14 protein-coding genes are annotated in these 15,178 nt (G+C 55.3%); 8 read left to right on the forward strand and 6 right to left on the reverse strand.

The genetic code is table 11. From position 1 onward, the window contains the following. Positions 1-7 precede the first annotated feature (7 nt). From ACIRQ6_RS13195 to coxB, 6 genes are read right to left on the reverse strand one after another with little or no spacing between them, the layout of a single operon-like run. Positions 8-724, reverse strand: coding sequence for an SURF1 family protein (locus ACIRQ6_RS13195; protein ID WP_420861069.1), 717 nt, complete (start codon positions 722-724; stop codon positions 8-10). A gap of 60 nt (positions 725-784) precedes the next feature. Next, positions 785-1,585 carry a cytochrome c oxidase subunit 3 gene (locus ACIRQ6_RS13200; protein WP_420861070.1) on the reverse strand — a complete coding sequence of 267 codons (801 nt, stop codon included), beginning with the start codon at positions 1,583-1,585 and terminating at the stop codon, positions 785-787. A gap of 21 nt (positions 1,586-1,606) precedes the next feature. Beyond that, positions 1,607-2,191, reverse strand: a complete 585-nt coding sequence (locus ACIRQ6_RS13205; RefSeq protein ID WP_420861071.1) for a cytochrome c oxidase assembly protein — start codon at positions 2,189-2,191, stop codon at positions 1,607-1,609. Continuing rightward, positions 2,191-2,382: a hypothetical protein gene (locus tag ACIRQ6_RS13210; RefSeq protein WP_420861072.1), complete on the reverse strand. Its 192-nt coding sequence runs from the start codon at positions 2,380-2,382 to the stop codon at positions 2,191-2,193. Before ACIRQ6_RS13210 ends, ACIRQ6_RS13205 begins: the two co-directional genes overlap by 1 nt. After that, positions 2,379-3,320 (reverse strand): heme o synthase, encoded by a 942-nt coding sequence (gene cyoE, locus ACIRQ6_RS13215; protein ID WP_420861073.1) that lies wholly within the window; start codon positions 3,318-3,320, stop codon positions 2,379-2,381. Before cyoE ends, ACIRQ6_RS13210 begins: the two co-directional genes overlap by 4 nt. Positions 3,321-3,368: 48 nt before the next feature. Next, entirely contained in the window at positions 3,369-4,217 is an 849-nt protein-coding gene (gene coxB, locus ACIRQ6_RS13220) for a cytochrome c oxidase subunit II (protein WP_420861074.1), read from the reverse strand. Positions 4,218-4,403: 186 nt separating this feature from the next. Between coxB and tldD the strand changes: the two genes are divergently transcribed. From tldD to ACIRQ6_RS13260, 8 genes are all read left to right on the forward strand, one after another. Continuing rightward, a complete protein-coding gene (gene tldD / locus ACIRQ6_RS13225) occupies positions 4,404-5,825 on the forward strand; it encodes a metalloprotease TldD (RefSeq protein ID WP_420861075.1) in 1,422 nt (473 codons plus the stop codon). Between the two features lie 131 nt (positions 5,826-5,956). Continuing rightward, positions 5,957-7,093 carry a DNA-processing protein DprA gene (dprA, locus tag ACIRQ6_RS13230; protein WP_420861076.1) on the forward strand — a complete coding sequence of 379 codons (1,137 nt, stop codon included), beginning with the start codon at positions 5,957-5,959 and terminating at the stop codon, positions 7,091-7,093. Between the two features lie 166 nt (positions 7,094-7,259). Then, positions 7,260-9,890, forward strand: a complete 2,631-nt coding sequence (gene topA / locus ACIRQ6_RS13235; RefSeq protein ID WP_420861077.1) for a type I DNA topoisomerase — start codon at positions 7,260-7,262, stop codon at positions 9,888-9,890. 81 nt (positions 9,891-9,971) lie between these two features. Next, positions 9,972-10,685, forward strand: coding sequence for a CoA transferase subunit A (locus tag ACIRQ6_RS13240; RefSeq protein ID WP_420861078.1), 714 nt, complete (start codon positions 9,972-9,974; stop codon positions 10,683-10,685). A gap of 175 nt (positions 10,686-10,860) precedes the next feature. Continuing rightward, positions 10,861-13,773 (forward strand): glycoside hydrolase family 9 protein, encoded by a 2,913-nt coding sequence (locus ACIRQ6_RS13245; protein WP_420861079.1) that lies wholly within the window; start codon positions 10,861-10,863, stop codon positions 13,771-13,773. A 72-nt stretch (positions 13,774-13,845) separates the two neighbouring features. Continuing rightward, positions 13,846-14,472, forward strand: coding sequence for a 3-oxoacid CoA-transferase subunit B (locus tag ACIRQ6_RS13250; protein ID WP_420861080.1), 627 nt, complete (start codon positions 13,846-13,848; stop codon positions 14,470-14,472). Next, entirely contained in the window at positions 14,465-14,755 is a 291-nt protein-coding gene (locus ACIRQ6_RS13255) for a GNAT family N-acetyltransferase (RefSeq protein ID WP_420861081.1), read from the forward strand. Before ACIRQ6_RS13250 ends, ACIRQ6_RS13255 begins: the two co-directional genes overlap by 8 nt. Continuing rightward, on the forward strand, positions 14,752-15,156 hold the full coding sequence (locus ACIRQ6_RS13260) for a DUF1801 domain-containing protein (RefSeq protein WP_420861082.1): 405 nt from the start codon (positions 14,752-14,754) through the stop codon (positions 15,154-15,156). Before ACIRQ6_RS13255 ends, ACIRQ6_RS13260 begins: the two co-directional genes overlap by 4 nt. The last annotated feature ends 22 nt before the right edge of the window (positions 15,157-15,178 follow it).

A 15,178-nucleotide genomic window follows, 5' to 3' on the forward strand; every position in this document is an offset into this window, starting at 1 on the left:
TGATCTTTTAGCGTGCTGCTATCGCTTTGGATCGCCTGATACGCCACATCATATACAGTGTCATCCCCAACCACACCAAAGTGAGCAAAAACCACGTGATTGCGTACTGTAAGTGATTGTTCGGAATGCCTGTGCCTGTCAGCGGGATATGCGTCAAAAGCGGGTCTGTGTCCGACGTCATGCGCACCACAATCAGCGTCTCCTCAGTATCAAGGGCTTTGGCCATCTTGGTCACGTCGCGTGCAAACCATATATTTTTGGCAAGATCAGGGTCTGGCGTGTAACCATCCGTTTCCGCGGGCCAGTGCAAATTGCCAGTAATTTCTAACGGACCGCCCTGCAAGACCGCCGCTTTGTCGTCCAGATGGATAAAACCGCGATCGACCAGTATGCGTCTGCCCTGCGTCTCGAACCCTTGGATCACCCGGTAGCCCGCACCATCTGCTTTGGTGGATCCCAACACATGGATCGGCTGGTCTATGTAGCGCCCCGCCACTTGAACCGGTCGGTATTTGTCCGCCACTGGATCGGGATCTGCTGGCAACGGGACAGGTGCTGCGCTGATGCGGCTGTCGATCTCGGCCAGGATGCCCTCTTTCCACTCGAGGCGTTGTAATTGCCAAACGCCTAAGGCGATCAGGATGCCCGCGCCGCATAGGCCTAATACCAACGGAAAGAGATAAGATCGCATGCTCGCCTCAGGTGATGAAAAACGCGAGGCCATGACAGCCCCGCGTCTAAATGCAGTGTTGTGGTCAGTTGGTCCGTGCGGACCTAGCTGGCCTTAGCCACCCCAGATATAGACGGCAAAGAATAGGAACAGCCAGACCACATCCACAAAGTGCCAGTACCATGCAGCAGCTTCAAACCCGATGTGCTTTTCTTGGGTAAAGTGGCCGCGTTGCAGGCGGAAAAGGCAAACCAGCAAAAAGATCGTCCCGATCAAAACGTGGAATCCGTGGAAGCCCGTGGCCATAAAGAAGTTCGCGCCGTAGATGTTGCCAGCAAAACCAAACGCCGCGTGGCCATATTCGTAAATCTGAAACACAGTGAAGACAGCGCCTAAAGCAACGGCGATGATCAGACCCCACTTCATGTCTTCACGGTTGTTTTCATGAACCAAAGCGTGGTGTGCCCAAGTGGCGGCCATGCCGGAGCACAGCAAAATCAACGTGTTGATCAGCGGCAGATGCCATGGATCAAATGTTTCAATACCAACCGGCGGCCAAACCCCATCGATTGCGGGCGATTGAGGCCCCATCGGGTACATCGCGTGTTTGAAAAAGCTCCAGAACCATGCCGCAAAGAACATGACTTCGGACATGATGAACATGATAAAGCCGTAGCGCAGGCCGATGCTGACAACCGGGGTGTGATCACCAACCTGGCTTTCGGCAACGACTTCGGCCCACCAGCCGTACATGGTGTAAAGTACGCCAGCAAAACCCATCAAGCCCAACCAAGGACCCGAGCCGTGCATCCAGAACACGGCGCCCAAAAGCATGACAAACGCAGAAACAGAGGCAATCAGCGGCCAAAGCGACGGCGTTAGAATGTGATAATCGTGGTTCTTTTCGTGGGCCATGTTGGGCCTCCTTGGGGTCTTTTAGTTAAGCGAAGTATCAGTTGGTGTCTCGGGTACCAAAGCCGCTTGCGCGTCTTCTGGCAAATCAATTTCGTAGAACGTGTATCCCAATGTGATCGTGTGGATATATTTGCCCTCACGATCGTCCACGATTTCAGGGTCCACATAGAACGTCACCGGCATCTGCACGGTCTCACCCGGTTGCAGCAGTTGTTCTTCAAAGCAAAAACACTGGATTTTGCTAAAGAACGCTCCGGCCTGATAGGGGGTTACGTTGTAGCTGGCGGATCCGGCGACAGGCCGGTCCGTCGGATTATGCGCCTCATAGAACGCAAGACCTGTTTCGCCGATGCGAATTTTCATCTCGCGCACGACAGGCTTGAACGTCCACGGCATGTCTTTGTCTTTGGACGCATCAAAGCGCACTGTAATTTCCTGGTCGAGGATTGTGTCACTGGCAGATTCCGCAACATTGGTCACGCCACCAAAGCCAGTCACGCGGCAAAACCAATCATAAAACGGGACCGATGCCCAAGCCAAGCCGCCCATCAGCACCACGACGCCTACCAATTGGCCTGCGGTTTTGGCTTTGCCGTCAATCGCCATTACTGCGCCTCCTGTTGAATAAGCGCGGGGCGTACCGAGTGATCGAACGCTTCCATTGGATTGCCAGTAGTGATTTTCACATATGTCAGGCCAAAGACGATTGCCACCAGCCCCGCGAGCACCAAAAAGAGCCCCCAGTTACGGCCAGAGCGGCGATCATGCAGTTCATGATCTTGGCGGAACGTGGTCATGCCCAGCCTCCCCATCCCAATGGGGCCAGCAAGGCCTCAAACAGCAGTGCACCGAAATGGACAAAAAGGTATAGCAGCGAAACTTTGAAGACTGATTTCTCAACCTTGTAGTTGTCGGCCTCTGCCGCTGTTTCATCACGACGCCAGATGTCAAAGGCGCCTTTCAGGAACCAAGCGTTCATGACTACAGCCACCGCCAGATAGAGTGGGCCGCCGATAGACGTGAACGCCAAACCAACAGCGACAGGCACCAGCACCAATGTGTAGACCAAGACATGCACCCGTGTGGATTTACGGCCATGGGTCACAGTCAACATAGGCACTTTTGCGTCCGAATAGTCAGACTTCATAAACAGGGCCAAGGCCCAGAAATGCGGCGGCGTCCACATGAAGATAAGGCCAAACATCAGGATCGATTCAATCGAGACACCGCCAGTGGCCACGGCCCAACCGATCATTGGCGGGAAGGCGCCAGCAGCCCCACCGATGACGATATTTTGCGGGGTCGAGCGTTTGAGCCACATCGAATAGACGACGGCGTAAAAGAAGATCGTGAAGGCCAGCAAAAACGCAGCCAGCGCATTCGTTGCCAAGAACAATAATACAACCGAGAACCCGGAAAGGGCCATGCCCAGCGCCAAAGCTTCATTCGGCATAACCTTACCCGCAGGGATCGGGCGTTTGGCAGTACGTTTCATAATTTGGTCGATGTCCGCATCCCACCACATGTTCAGCGCCCCGGATGCACCTGCGCCAATAGCAATGAACAAAATGGCACAGAACCCAATGAATGGGTGCACGGGCACTGGAGCCACAACCAAACCGACAAGCGCTGTGAACACGACCAAAGACATCACGCGCGGCTTGAGCAAGGCGAAATAGTCGCCAAAGCTGCCTTCGCCGGATTGGGCTTGGGGGGTGTAGCCTACGTCTGCCATGTGCTCGGTCTCCCTAAAGCGGACAGGGTTGCCCCTGACGTCCTTGGATTAGTTGGATGCGACTGTGTAGCTGCGTGGCGTGCCGGCGAATTCTTCAATCGCGCCGTCCAGCCACTGCTGGTAGGCCTCTTCACTGACCACTTTCACGGTGATCGGCATGTAGGCGTGGTCTTTGCCGCACAACTCGGAACACTGGCCGAAATAAACGCCTTCTTTTTCGGCATTAAACCAAAGCTGGGCCAGACGACCCGGAACGGCGTCTTGTTTCACACCAAAGGCTGGTATCGTCCAAGAATGGATCACGTCGCCGCCGGTTACCGTCATAACAACGGTTTTACCAACTGGCACAACAACCGCTGTGTCCGTTGCCAGCAAATATTCGTCGTCGCTGTAGCCATAATCCGCCAGTTCTTCGCGTGGCAGCAAATAGCTGTCAAAGGCAAACTCGTGATCGGTATATTCGTAGCCCCAGAACCATTGGTATCCTGTGACCTTGATATTCACGTCAGCTTCGGGAATTTCTTGCTGGTGGAACAAAACAGGTAGTGAGAACGACCCGATCACAACCAAAATAAAGATCGGAATCACTGTCCAGGCCACTTCCAGCGGCGAATTGTGGGTGAATGTCGCGGCCTCTGGATTGGATTTGCGGTTAAACCGGACGACCACATAAGCCAACAGCGCTGTCACAAACAGCGAAATTGCAGTGATGATCACCAGCAAAAAGCCATCCAGCCAAAACACATTGCGTGCAATTTCAGTTGCAGCGGGTTGGAACCCAAGGCCGCCCGGAACAGGCTTACCGACTGTTTCCAAACCCTCAAGCGCCTCTTGCGCCGAGACTGATGTTGCAGCAACCAGACCCATTAGGCCCGTAAAAATAGAAGAAATTCGCATTTTCGTTTCCCGTTTTGTGGCGGCTGATTGCGCAGCCTCGACACTTTGGACCCCCGGCGAAAGGAATCCCATTGTATTCAACGATGCACAAACCATATCCTGCACAGTATCTCAACCCAGCGCCTTGCGGCAAACAGCCGCTCATAGACTGGATAGTCCATTAAATATGGAGAAAAGGATAACCGCATGGCACAAACTCGCTTTCAGCCGTTCGAAACTCAATTAGATCAGGACGCTGCACTGAGCCTCTTGCGCCAAGCGGTCGCTGGAGCCGACGATGGGGAGTTGTTTTTGGAACGCGCCAGATCCGAGGTCCTATCCTTTGACGATGGCCGCGTAAAAACCGCAAGCTATGATGCCTCCGAAGGGTTCGGTTTGCGCGCCGTGCGCGGCGAAGTTGCAGGCTATGCCCATTCAACAGAGATCTCGGAGCATGCGATCAAACGCGCTGTTGAAACAGCACGCTTGGCGGTGGGTGACGGTGGCGGCACCTTGGCCGATGCGCCTGTAGGCACCAATCAAAAGCTGTATTCGGACGATGATCCTCTCGAGGCAGCGACATTTCCGGCCAAGATAGATGTGCTTAAGGAAATTGATGCGTTTACCCGCGGTTTGGACAAGCGAGTTGTGCAAGTATCCGCTACTTTGGCGGCCTCGTTACAAGAGGTTTGGATTTTGCGCCCCGAGGGTCAATTGACCACGGATATCCGCCCCATGTCGCGATTGAACGTCTCGGTTATTGTAGAAGAAAACGGGCGCCGTGAAAGCGGTGGATCCGGTGGCGGTGGCCGCGCGTCGTTGATCGGGTTGATCGATCCAGCCCATTGGCAGGCTGCGGCCCGCGAGGCACTGCGCATCGCCTTGGTCAATTTGGATGCAGAAGACGCGCCCGCAGGCGTGATGGATGTGGTCCTTGGCGCGGGGTGGCCCGGGATTTTGCTACATGAGGCCGTGGGGCACGGATTGGAAGGCGATTTCAACCGCAAAGGCACATCCGCATTTGCAGGGCTCATGGGCCAGCAAGTGGCGGCCAAAGGCGTCACGGTTTTGGATGATGGCACGATACCAGATCGACGCGGATCGATATCCGTGGACGACGAGGGCACTGTTTCGGGCAAAAATACCCTGATCGAAGACGGTGTTTTGGTCGGCTACATGCAAGATCGCCAAAACGCCCGCTTGATGGGCGTGGCGCCTACAGGCAACGGACGGCGTCAAAGCTATGCGCATATTCCGATGCCGCGCATGACGAACACCTATATGCTGAATGGGGATGCCGATCCTGCCAGCATCGTCGCGGATCTGAAGGACGGGATTTACGCCGTGGGGTTTGGTGGCGGCCAAGTAGATATTACCAACGGTAAATTCGTGTTCAGCTGCACCGAGGCCTACAAAGTGAAAAACGGCAAAATCGGCGCGCCTGTCAAAGGGGCCACGCTGATCGGCGATGGGGCCACTGCAATGAAACACGTGCAAGCGATTGGCAATGACATGGCTCTGGATCCCGGCATAGGCAATTGTGGCAAGGCTGGCCAATGGGTGCCTGTGGGCGTGGGTCAACCGACCCTGCAAATTGGCGGCCTGACAATTGGCGGATCTGCGACTTAGAACAGGGGCCAACAGGGAAAAAGCAGAAATTTTGACCATAGGTCTAATGTAAATTGCTTTTTGCTGGTTTTATTTACCCCACGTTAACTAGCTTGGCATAATTCTGAGTCTGCAAACAGGCGGAGCCACGGATGACCGAAGAATTACCCTCTTCCACTCACCCCCCACTCCCACCCACCACGGAAGACGATCGTGTTGCGTGGCTCCGTCTTTTGCGATCCCGCCGTGTTGGCGTCAGTACGTTTTACCGCGTCTTGGGCGAGCATGGCACTGCACAGGCAGCGCTGAAAGCTCTGCCGGAAGTTGCCGCTGCTGCAGGGGTTACAGGGTACAAAACCTGCCCCGAGGGCGTCGTACGCGCTGAAATGCAGGCTGCTAAAATGGCAGGCGCGCAACTTCTGTGCAGGGGGGATAAAAACTACCCCGCTTATTTGTCGAACCTAGATGATGCGCCCCCGCTGCTGTGGGCGATTGGCGACTTGACGCTGCTGCAACGGGAACTGATTAGTTTGGTCGGCGCGCGCAATGCATCTTCCTTGGGCGGGCGGATGGCCAAATCCTTGGCCCGCGAATTGGGCGCCGAGGGTTACGGCGTGGTCAGCGGATTGGCCCGAGGCATTGATGCCGCAGCCCATGTGGCCGCATTGGAGACTGGCACAATTGCCGTTCTCGCGGGCGGCGTGGACAAGATTTATCCAGCCGAAAACGCTGGCCTTGCCGAAGACATCGCCAAGACCGGCGTGCTTTTGTCAGATCAGCCCATGGGCATGACGCCGACGGCCCGATTGTTTCCACGGCGCAACAAAATCGTCTCGGGTCTTTCCATAGCGACAATTGTGGTGGAGGCCGCCGCAAAATCTGGCAGTTTGATCACAGCCCGCAACGCTTTGGATCAGGGCCGTGACGTTATGGCCGTGCCAGGCCACCCCTTTGATGCGCGCGCCGCTGGATGCAACATGTTATTGCGCGATGGCGCTACTTTGGTGCGCAATGCAGCCGACGTGTTGGAAGCCCTGCCCGAAGGCCAAACCGTGGTTGCAAACCACCAACAGCCGGATCTGCCCCTGACCGCGCCGCGTGGTTTTCAGGAAACGGTCCACCTGCACAAGCAATTGCTGGATCGGCTTGGTCCAACGCCCGTGCCTGAAGATCAACTTGTACGCGACATGGGGTTGGGCGCGCAGGCAACCGGCCCTGCCCTTGTTGATCTTGAACTTGATGGCAAAATCCTGCGCCATCCCGGCGGGTTGGTCTCGCGCGCCTCTTAGGAGCAACGCTTCGTCTAAATTTGTGCCAGAAATGGTTTAAACACGGCAAGAAATCCCCCCAAATTGATATGCTTCAATCGCTACTGTCACACGGATGGATTGACAAACCTTGCCACACACCCACATCTAACGCGACAAATCATGCCCACTGACTCGAAAGATTGATATGCCAGTTGTTGTTGTTGAATCCCCGGCCAAAGCCAAGACCATCAACAAATATTTAGGCAATGATTACACCGTACTAGCCTCTTATGGCCATGTTCGCGACTTGCCTCCGAAAGACGGCTCGGTCGACACGGAAAACGACTTTGAGATGCTGTGGGAGATCGCGTCAGACAGCAAAAAACACGTCAAAGCGATCACAGATGCGTTGAAAGACGACCCCGAACTGATCCTCGCAACTGACCCTGATCGCGAAGGCGAAGCGATCTCGTGGCACTTGCAAGAGGCGCTGACAAAACGCAAAGCCATTAAGAAAGACACCCCCGTCAGCCGCGTGGTGTTCAACGCAATCACGAAAACGGCCGTGACCGAGGCTATGAAAAATCCGCGACAAGTGGATATGGAACTGGTCGAGGCCTATTTGGCCCGTCGCGCGTTGGATTATTTGGTGGGGTTCAAGCTGTCGCCAGTGTTGTGGCGCAAGCTGCCCGGCTCGCGTTCCGCGGGGCGCGTCCAATCCGTTTGTCTGCGTCTGATCGTTGAACGCGAGATGGAGATCGAGGTTTTCAACGCGCAAGAATACTGGAGTGTGAAAACCATGCTCGCCTCCCCGCGGGGACAGGAATTCGAAGCGCGTCTGACCGTCTTGGGCGGCAAAAAGCTGGACAAGTTTGACATCGGTAATGAGACGGCCGCTGAACTAGCGGTCCAAGCGATCAATTCACGCGATGTGACGGTGAAATCCGTTGAGGCCAAACCGGCCAACCGCAACCCGTCCGCACCGTTTATGACGTCCACTTTACAGCAAGAAGCCAGCCGCAAGTTCGGCATGGGCGCACGTCAGACCATGAGCCTTGCCCAGCGTTTGTATGAAGCAGGTCTGATCACCTATATGCGGACCGACGGGATTGATATGGCCCCCGAGGCCGTGCACGCAGCCCGCGATGCGATCAAGTCGAAATATGGCGGTGAATATGTCCCTGACAGCCCGCGCATGTACAAAAACAAGGCTAAAAACGCCCAAGAGGCACACGAATGTATCCGTCCGACCGAATTGGACAAAGACACAGCCGCCGCCAAGATTGTGGATGCGGATCAGCGCAAGCTTTATGACCTGATCTATAAACGGACCATCGCCAGTCAAATGGCGGCGGCTCGGATGGAACGGACTACAGCGGATATTGCTAGTGCAGATGGCCAAGTTGAATTGCGGGCCACGGGGCAGGTCATGCTCTTTGACGGGTTCCTCAAGGTCTATGAAGAAGGCCGCGATGATGCAGTGGTGGATGATGATGACAAGCGTTTGCCTCAGCTCAGCGAAGGCGAAGCAATCAACAAGAAATCTGTGACACCAGAGCAGCATTTTACCCAGCCGCCGCCCCGCTACACCGAAGCTACTTTGGTTAAACGGATGGAAGAACTGGGCATCGGGCGTCCATCCACCTATGCCAGTATCGTGACAACCATTCAGGATCGCGACTACGTACGCAAAGAAAAGAACCGCCTCTATCCCGAGGACAAGGGCCGTTTGGTCATTGCCTTCCTCAGCAATTATTTCCGCCGATACGTGGGCTATGATTTTACCGCAGATCTGGAAAGCCAGCTGGATGATGTCAGTGCCGGTGAGCGGGAATACAAAGACGTGCTGGATCGCTTCTGGCGCGATTTCTCGGCGGCGATTGCCGAAACTGCAGATCTGCGGATCACCGAAGTGCTGGACAAGATTAACGAGGTGCTAGAACCCCATTTGTTCCCACCCAATGCCGAAGGCACGGACCCGCGCCTTTGTCCAAATTGCGGTGCCGGACGGCTTAGCATGCGCACAGCGCGTTCGGGTGGTGCGTTCATTGGCTGTTCGAACTATCCAGAATGTCGCTACACCCGCGCCTTTGGCCCCCCCGGCCAAGAGGATACAGGCGGCATCCCGCCAGAGGGCAAGTTGCTGGGCCAAGACGCTGGTGACAATATCTATGTGTTCAAAGGTCGCTTTGGTCCCTATGCCCAGCGCGGCGAGGTGACTGAGGAAAACAAAAAACCGCCACGCCAGTCCATCCCTAAAGAATGGCCACCTGCGGATGTGGAATTGGAAACGGCGCTCAAATTGCTTTCTCTGCCCCGCCAAATCGGTCCTCACCCCGAAGATGGCGTGATGGTCTGGTCAAATATCGGGCGCTATGGCCCCTACATCAAACACGCCGAAAGCACATCGGACCGTGGCGGAACCAATGCCAATCTCGAAAGCCTCGATGAGGTTTTCACTGTCGGTATGAACCGTGCCGTGCAATTGCTGGCCGAAAAAGTCGCCAGTCGCGGCGGGCGCGGTGCACCGGCAAAAACCCTGCGCGCCTTGGATGATCACCCCGATGGCGGTCCGATCAACATCATGGATGGCAAATACGGGCCCTACATCAAATGGGAAAAGGTCAATGCGACCATCCCCAAGGGCACCGAGCCGGATGATGTAACCCAAGAAATGGCGCTGGAATTGATTGCTGCCAAGGCGCCCAAGAAACGCAAAGCCGCCGCCAAGAAAAAACCTGCGGCAAAGAAAAAAGCACCTGCCAAGAAGGCCACCGCCAAGAAACCTGAGGCCAAAAAGGCAGCACCAAAGGATGACGGGGACGTGGTTGAATAGACGCCGCAGCGCGGCAAACTATTTGACACCCCTTTCACTGGGCGGCACAAAGATAGCGCAAATGCTTAGGGAGTTCGGGCAATGAAAAAGATCTATGCAAACGCGGCGGACGCTCTGGACGGATTGTTGCATGACGGCATGTTCATCGCGGCGGGTGGTTTTGGCCTCTGCGGGATCCCCGAGCTACTGCTGGACGCTATCAAAGACGCTGGCACCAAAGACCTGACCTTCGCCTCTAACAATGCCGGGGTTGACGATTTCGGGATCGGTATCCTGCTGCAAACCAAGCAAGTCAAAAAGATGATCAGCTCTTATGTGGGCGAAAACGCTGAATTTATGCGGCAGTATCTGTCAGGCGAGCTTGAGCTTGAATTTAACCCCCAAGGCACTTTGGCAGAACGTATGCGCGCCGGTGGCTGCGGCATTCCGGGCTTTTATACCAAGACCGGCGTTGGCACAGTGATCGCAGAGGGAAAAGAGCACAAAGATTTCCCAACGGGTCCTGATGGCGCGCCAGAGACGTATATCATGGAGGGCGGCATGTTTGCGGATCTGTCCATCGTGAAAGCCTGGAAAGCAGACGCCACAGGCAATCTGGTGTTCCGCAAAACGGCCCGCAATTTCAATCCTCCTGCGGCTATGTGCGGCAAAACCTGCGTGGTAGAGGTTGAAGAGATCGTTGAAACCGGCAGCCTTGACCCAGACAGCATCCATTTGCCCGGCATCTATGTGCACCGCATCATCCAAGGCGAGCACGAAAAACGCATCGAACAGCGGACTACCCGCGCGGCGTAAACCGGCCCATTTTCGAAATTCCGTAAGAAGGCGTCTTTTTTGGGCGCCTTTTTGCTTTTGTACATTTCTGCAATGGCAATAAGCTGCGCAAAACCGCAGTGAACGACCCCGGCCTTTGACCCAAACGGACCGTTTCCAACCCATAGACTGGAAAACACGCTGGAAGGACGCTCCAATGGAAAACACATCTTACGCCGTCTCGTTTGTTGCAGATGACATTATTCAAATTCGGTTCGAGCTGGGCAATGTTGTTGATAAGGCAACGCAATTCACGGTGCCCGAAGGGTTCGATCTGGATGAGGCCAGCCGCTTTGCCTACGTGGATGGTCAGGTCATTGGCCGGGTGGGGCGTGGCGGCGATACTTTTACTCCGATGGATGTCTATGAGGCCTCACCGCTTGAGCCGCTGTTTGGTCTGACGATTTATGACGATGGAACCCGCGAGGCGATCGTGGATGATCTTGCCAAATGGTCGGTTCAGATCAACGGTCAGGCGGCTCAGATCAGCACCCTGTCGCGCAAAGCCAATATCGCCGACAGCGCTCATGTGGCCGAGTACGGCTTTGCATTTAAGACCTATCAGCACGTTTTTATCCAGCTTGAGGCCCCTATGGCCGAAGGCGACAATCTAAAGATCAGCTTTGATGATCCTGTGTTTGAGGCGCTGGATGCCAACTACGAGCCTGACGATGTGGTCTCCGAGGCGATCCACGTCAATCTACTGGGCTATGATCCAGATGCCGTGAGCAAAGTAGCCTTCCTGAGCAGTTGGAACGGGTGGGAAGTGGATCTCAGCCAAGAATACGGCGGCGATTGGGTTTGGCAGGATTATGGTGGGCCTTTGGACTTTGAGATCATCGATGACTCCACAGGGCTGGTGGCGTTTAGTGGCCAAACCGAATTGGCCCAAGCCTATGAGACGCCTACTGATTTCCAGCGAAACTTTTCCCTCACCGATGTGTGGCAAATGGATTTTTCTGATTTTGATCAGGAAGGCGATTTTCACATTCGTGTCGACGGGGTTGGTCGATCGGAAAGTTTTGAGATCAGCGATGACACATGGGCCGAAGTGTTTCAAACCTCGTTGTCGGGGTTCTATCACCAACGATCCGGTATCGAATTGGAGGCAAAATACACCGATTGGACCCGTGAGCGCGCGCTGCATCCTGAAGATGGGAACATCACGGTGCTGGAGACGACCGTGGCCATCATGGACACTAATGAAGCCTATGATCAAAGCCTGCCGGATCAATTTGAACTGTTGGTCAACAATACCACTGGCGCCGTGATCGAGGAAGGTTGGGGCGGCTGGCATGACGCAGGCGACATCGACAGACGCACCCAACATATGGAGGCCGCGCGCAAACTCATCGAACTGGTTGAGATGCAGCCAGATTTCGCAGATGTGGCGGACGGCAGCATTCCTGAAACCGGCAACGGCATCCCTGACCTGCTGGACGAAGCGATCTGGGGCTTGGACATCTTTCGCCGCATGCAAACCGACGAGGGTGGTATTCGCGGAGGCGTCGAGGCTGGCGAGTATTTCAGCTTTGGTTTTGCGTCATGGCACGATCCTGTGAACCTCTATGCCTATGCACCCGGCGCGTGGTCGTCTTGGGAATACGCCGCTGCCGCGTCCAAGCTGGCCCATACTTTGAAAAACTACGACGCAGATCAGGCGCAAGTGTGGTTGGATAGTGCCATCGATGCCATGGCTTGGGCTGAGGACAATGTGCCCAGCGATATCGATACAGATTTCTTTGCCGCCACGGCCCGCAATTTAGCAGCGGTCGAGCTTTATCGCGCCACGGGCGATCAAGCCTATCACGACCTTTATAAACAGACCTCAACCTACCGCGTCGAACGCGATGGGATCGACTACCGCGAATGGCAGTTCGAAGCCTCTTTTGTCTACGCATCGATGGACCCGGCCAAAACCGATGCAGGCATTGCCGCGCGCACATTCAACGCGCTCAAAGAACGTGGCGATTTTCTGGAATTTGCCGGACGCGACAGCGGCTTTGGCTACACCATCGATCCTTATGCAGGTTATGGATGGGGGGCAACGGCCCAACAGGCCAACTACAGCTCCGATATCTTTGCCCGTTTGCATTACTTGACCGGTGACGAGAAATATCAGGCCATTCTAGAGGCCGATCTGCAATATCTTCTGGGGGCGAACCCGCAAAATATGGTGTTTCTGACCGGCCTTGACGATGTGCGCAGCCCCGAAAAGATCCTGCATGGCGAGGTCGAGGCCTTGGGTCGCGAGGCGCCTCCCGGCATCACGCTTTATGGCGATTACAACATCAACGATTACGGTTGGGGCGACTATCACACGATTATGTATGACGACGTTTGGCCCAATTATTACCAAAGCCCCGTCAACGAAAGCTTCAACGGCTTTCAGGTTTTTGTGCCCTCTACGGAATTCACAGTCCAGCAAGGCATGGCAGATACGACTTTTGTGGCGGGCTATTTGGCGGCCCTTGAATACAGCGCGGAAGTTTTGGATCACACAGGGTCTGGGCAAAGCGACGCCATTCAAGGCAGCCGTTGGTCCGACCAGATCAGAGGCCGTAACGGGGCCGACGAGTTGGACGGTGCCGCGGGCAACGACTGGCTCGAAGGCGGACGTGGCTTTGATGTGATGCGCGGTGGCAAAGGTCGCGACATGCTGCATGGGGGCAATGGCAACGACAGGCTTTATGGCCAACAAGGTGGTGACGATTTGCGCGGCGGCAAGGGCAATGACCTGCTTTATGGAAATTCGGGCGCAGATCTTTTGAAAGGCGGGGCTGGTCAGGACAGCCTATGGGGCGGCATCGGTCGAGACAGCTTTTTGTTCGGCACTGGCGATGGACGCGACAGGATCCGCGATTTTGACGCTGAAATGGACACAATTTTGCTGGATACGGATTTGTGGACCGGTCAACTCAGCGCCTTGGACGTTGTCCAAACCTTTGGCCAAGCCAATCAAAGCAGCCAGAAATTCAAACTCCTCTTTGACAAAGGCGAGGAATTGATCCTGTACGATGCAACAGACCTTTCCCTGGCCGCCTTGGCCGCATCGATTGAGTTTGTTTAGACCATCCCCCCTTTTCCTTGCCGGGCTTTGCTCATATGCTGCGGGTGCAAATTGTGACAAAGGGATGAACACATGGCTTGGGACCGCAATCAAATGGCCGCACGTGCCGCGCAAGAGCTGCAAGATGGATGGTATGTGAACCTCGGCATCGGCATTCCTACCCTTGTGTCGAACTATATCCCCGAAGGCGTAGAAGTGACCCTGCAGTCCGAGAATGGCATGTTAGGCATGGGGCCATTCCCGATCGAGGGAACCGAGGATGCCGACCTGATCAATGCGGGCAAGCAAACCATCACTGAACTGCCGCAAACAGCCTATTTTGACAGCGCGCAGAGCTTTGGCATGATCCGTGGCGGCAAGATTGCCATGGCCATCCTTGGTGCAATGGAAGTGGCTGAAAACGGCGATCTGGCGAACTGGATGATCCCCGGCAAGCTGGTCAAAGGCATGGGCGGTGCAATGGATCTGGTCGCAGGCGTTGGCCGCGTGGTTGTGGTTATGGATCACACCAACAAACATGGTGACAGCAAGGTTTTGACCGAATGCACCCTGCCCCTCACCGGCAAAGGCGTTGTAGACCGGATCATCACCAATCTGGGCGTTTTGGATGTGGTCGAAGGTGGCCTCAGCATTGTTGAGACCGCAGATGGCGTGACCGAAGACGAATTGCGCGCAGCGACCTTGGCCAAAATTGTCTGACTTCAGCATCACCCGCGAGGTCGACGGCCCCAAGGGCCGATACGTCCTCAGCCATCCCAATGGATCGGGTGAACTGACATATTCTATCGCATCTGACACTTTGATCATCGCAGATCACACCGACGTCAGCGACGGGTTGCGAGGCATGGGCGCGGGCGCTGCCTTGGCCAAAGCAATGGTGATGGACGCACTGGCCGAGGGCGTGAAAATTGTGCCGCTGTGCCCATTTGTGAACGCAGAGCGGCGCAAACACCCCGCTTGGGCCGCCGCATTTTCCACATGAGCCCTGCCTTACCTGCGGATATTGCCCGGATTTATGACGCGTTCCCTGCTGATATCCGCGCGGCATTACTCGATCTGCGCTGCATGATTTTTGACGTGGCCGCAGTTGACGCGCGCATCGGCACGGTTCAAGAAACCGTCAAATGGGGCACACCCGCCTATCTGACGCACAAACCGAAATCCGGCACCACAATTCGGCTGGGACAGCCTAAAACCGGTGGCTATGCGATTTATACCCATTGCCAGACACCGCTTATTACGGAATTTCAGGCGCAATTCCCGACGGAGTTTTCCTATGATGGGGGGCGGGCCATCCTGCTCGACCCATTGCAAGATCCGAGTCACGACCTGTTGCAAATGTTTATATCTCGGGCCCTGACCTATCATTTACCCAAGGCCTAAAGCCGCACTTCGACAGGCTTGT

This window comes from Algirhabdus cladophorae (assembly GCF_044772865.1).
In the GTDB taxonomy this organism is placed as follows: domain Bacteria; phylum Pseudomonadota; class Alphaproteobacteria; order Rhodobacterales; family Rhodobacteraceae; genus Algirhabdus; species Algirhabdus cladophorae.

Coding starts and splice junctions, on each gene's coding strand:
- ACIRQ6_RS13195 (WP_420861069.1), bottom strand. CDS start 724: ATGGCCTCGCGTTTTTCATCACCTGAGGCGAGCATGCGATCTTATCTC.
- ACIRQ6_RS13200 (WP_420861070.1), bottom strand. CDS start 1,585: ATGGCCCACGAAAAGAACCACGATTATCACATTCTAACGCCGTCGCTT.
- ACIRQ6_RS13205 (WP_420861071.1), bottom strand. CDS start 2,191: ATGGCGATTGACGGCAAAGCCAAAACCGCAGGCCAATTGGTAGGCGTC.
- ACIRQ6_RS13210 (WP_420861072.1), bottom strand. CDS start 2,382: ATGACCACGTTCCGCCAAGATCATGAACTGCATGATCGCCGCTCTGGC.
- cyoE (WP_420861073.1), bottom strand. CDS start 3,320: ATGGCAGACGTAGGCTACACCCCCCAAGCCCAATCCGGCGAAGGCAGC.
- coxB (WP_420861074.1), bottom strand. CDS start 4,217: ATGCGAATTTCTTCTATTTTTACGGGCCTAATGGGTCTGGTTGCTGCA.
- tldD (WP_420861075.1), top strand. CDS start 4,404: ATGGCACAAACTCGCTTTCAGCCGTTCGAAACTCAATTAGATCAGGAC.
- dprA (WP_420861076.1), top strand. CDS start 5,957: ATGACCGAAGAATTACCCTCTTCCACTCACCCCCCACTCCCACCCACC.
- topA (WP_420861077.1), top strand. CDS start 7,260: ATGCCAGTTGTTGTTGTTGAATCCCCGGCCAAAGCCAAGACCATCAAC.
- ACIRQ6_RS13240 (WP_420861078.1), top strand. CDS start 9,972: ATGAAAAAGATCTATGCAAACGCGGCGGACGCTCTGGACGGATTGTTG.
- ACIRQ6_RS13245 (WP_420861079.1), top strand. CDS start 10,861: ATGGAAAACACATCTTACGCCGTCTCGTTTGTTGCAGATGACATTATT.
- ACIRQ6_RS13250 (WP_420861080.1), top strand. CDS start 13,846: ATGGCTTGGGACCGCAATCAAATGGCCGCACGTGCCGCGCAAGAGCTG.
- ACIRQ6_RS13260 (WP_420861082.1), top strand. CDS start 14,752: ATGAGCCCTGCCTTACCTGCGGATATTGCCCGGATTTATGACGCGTTC.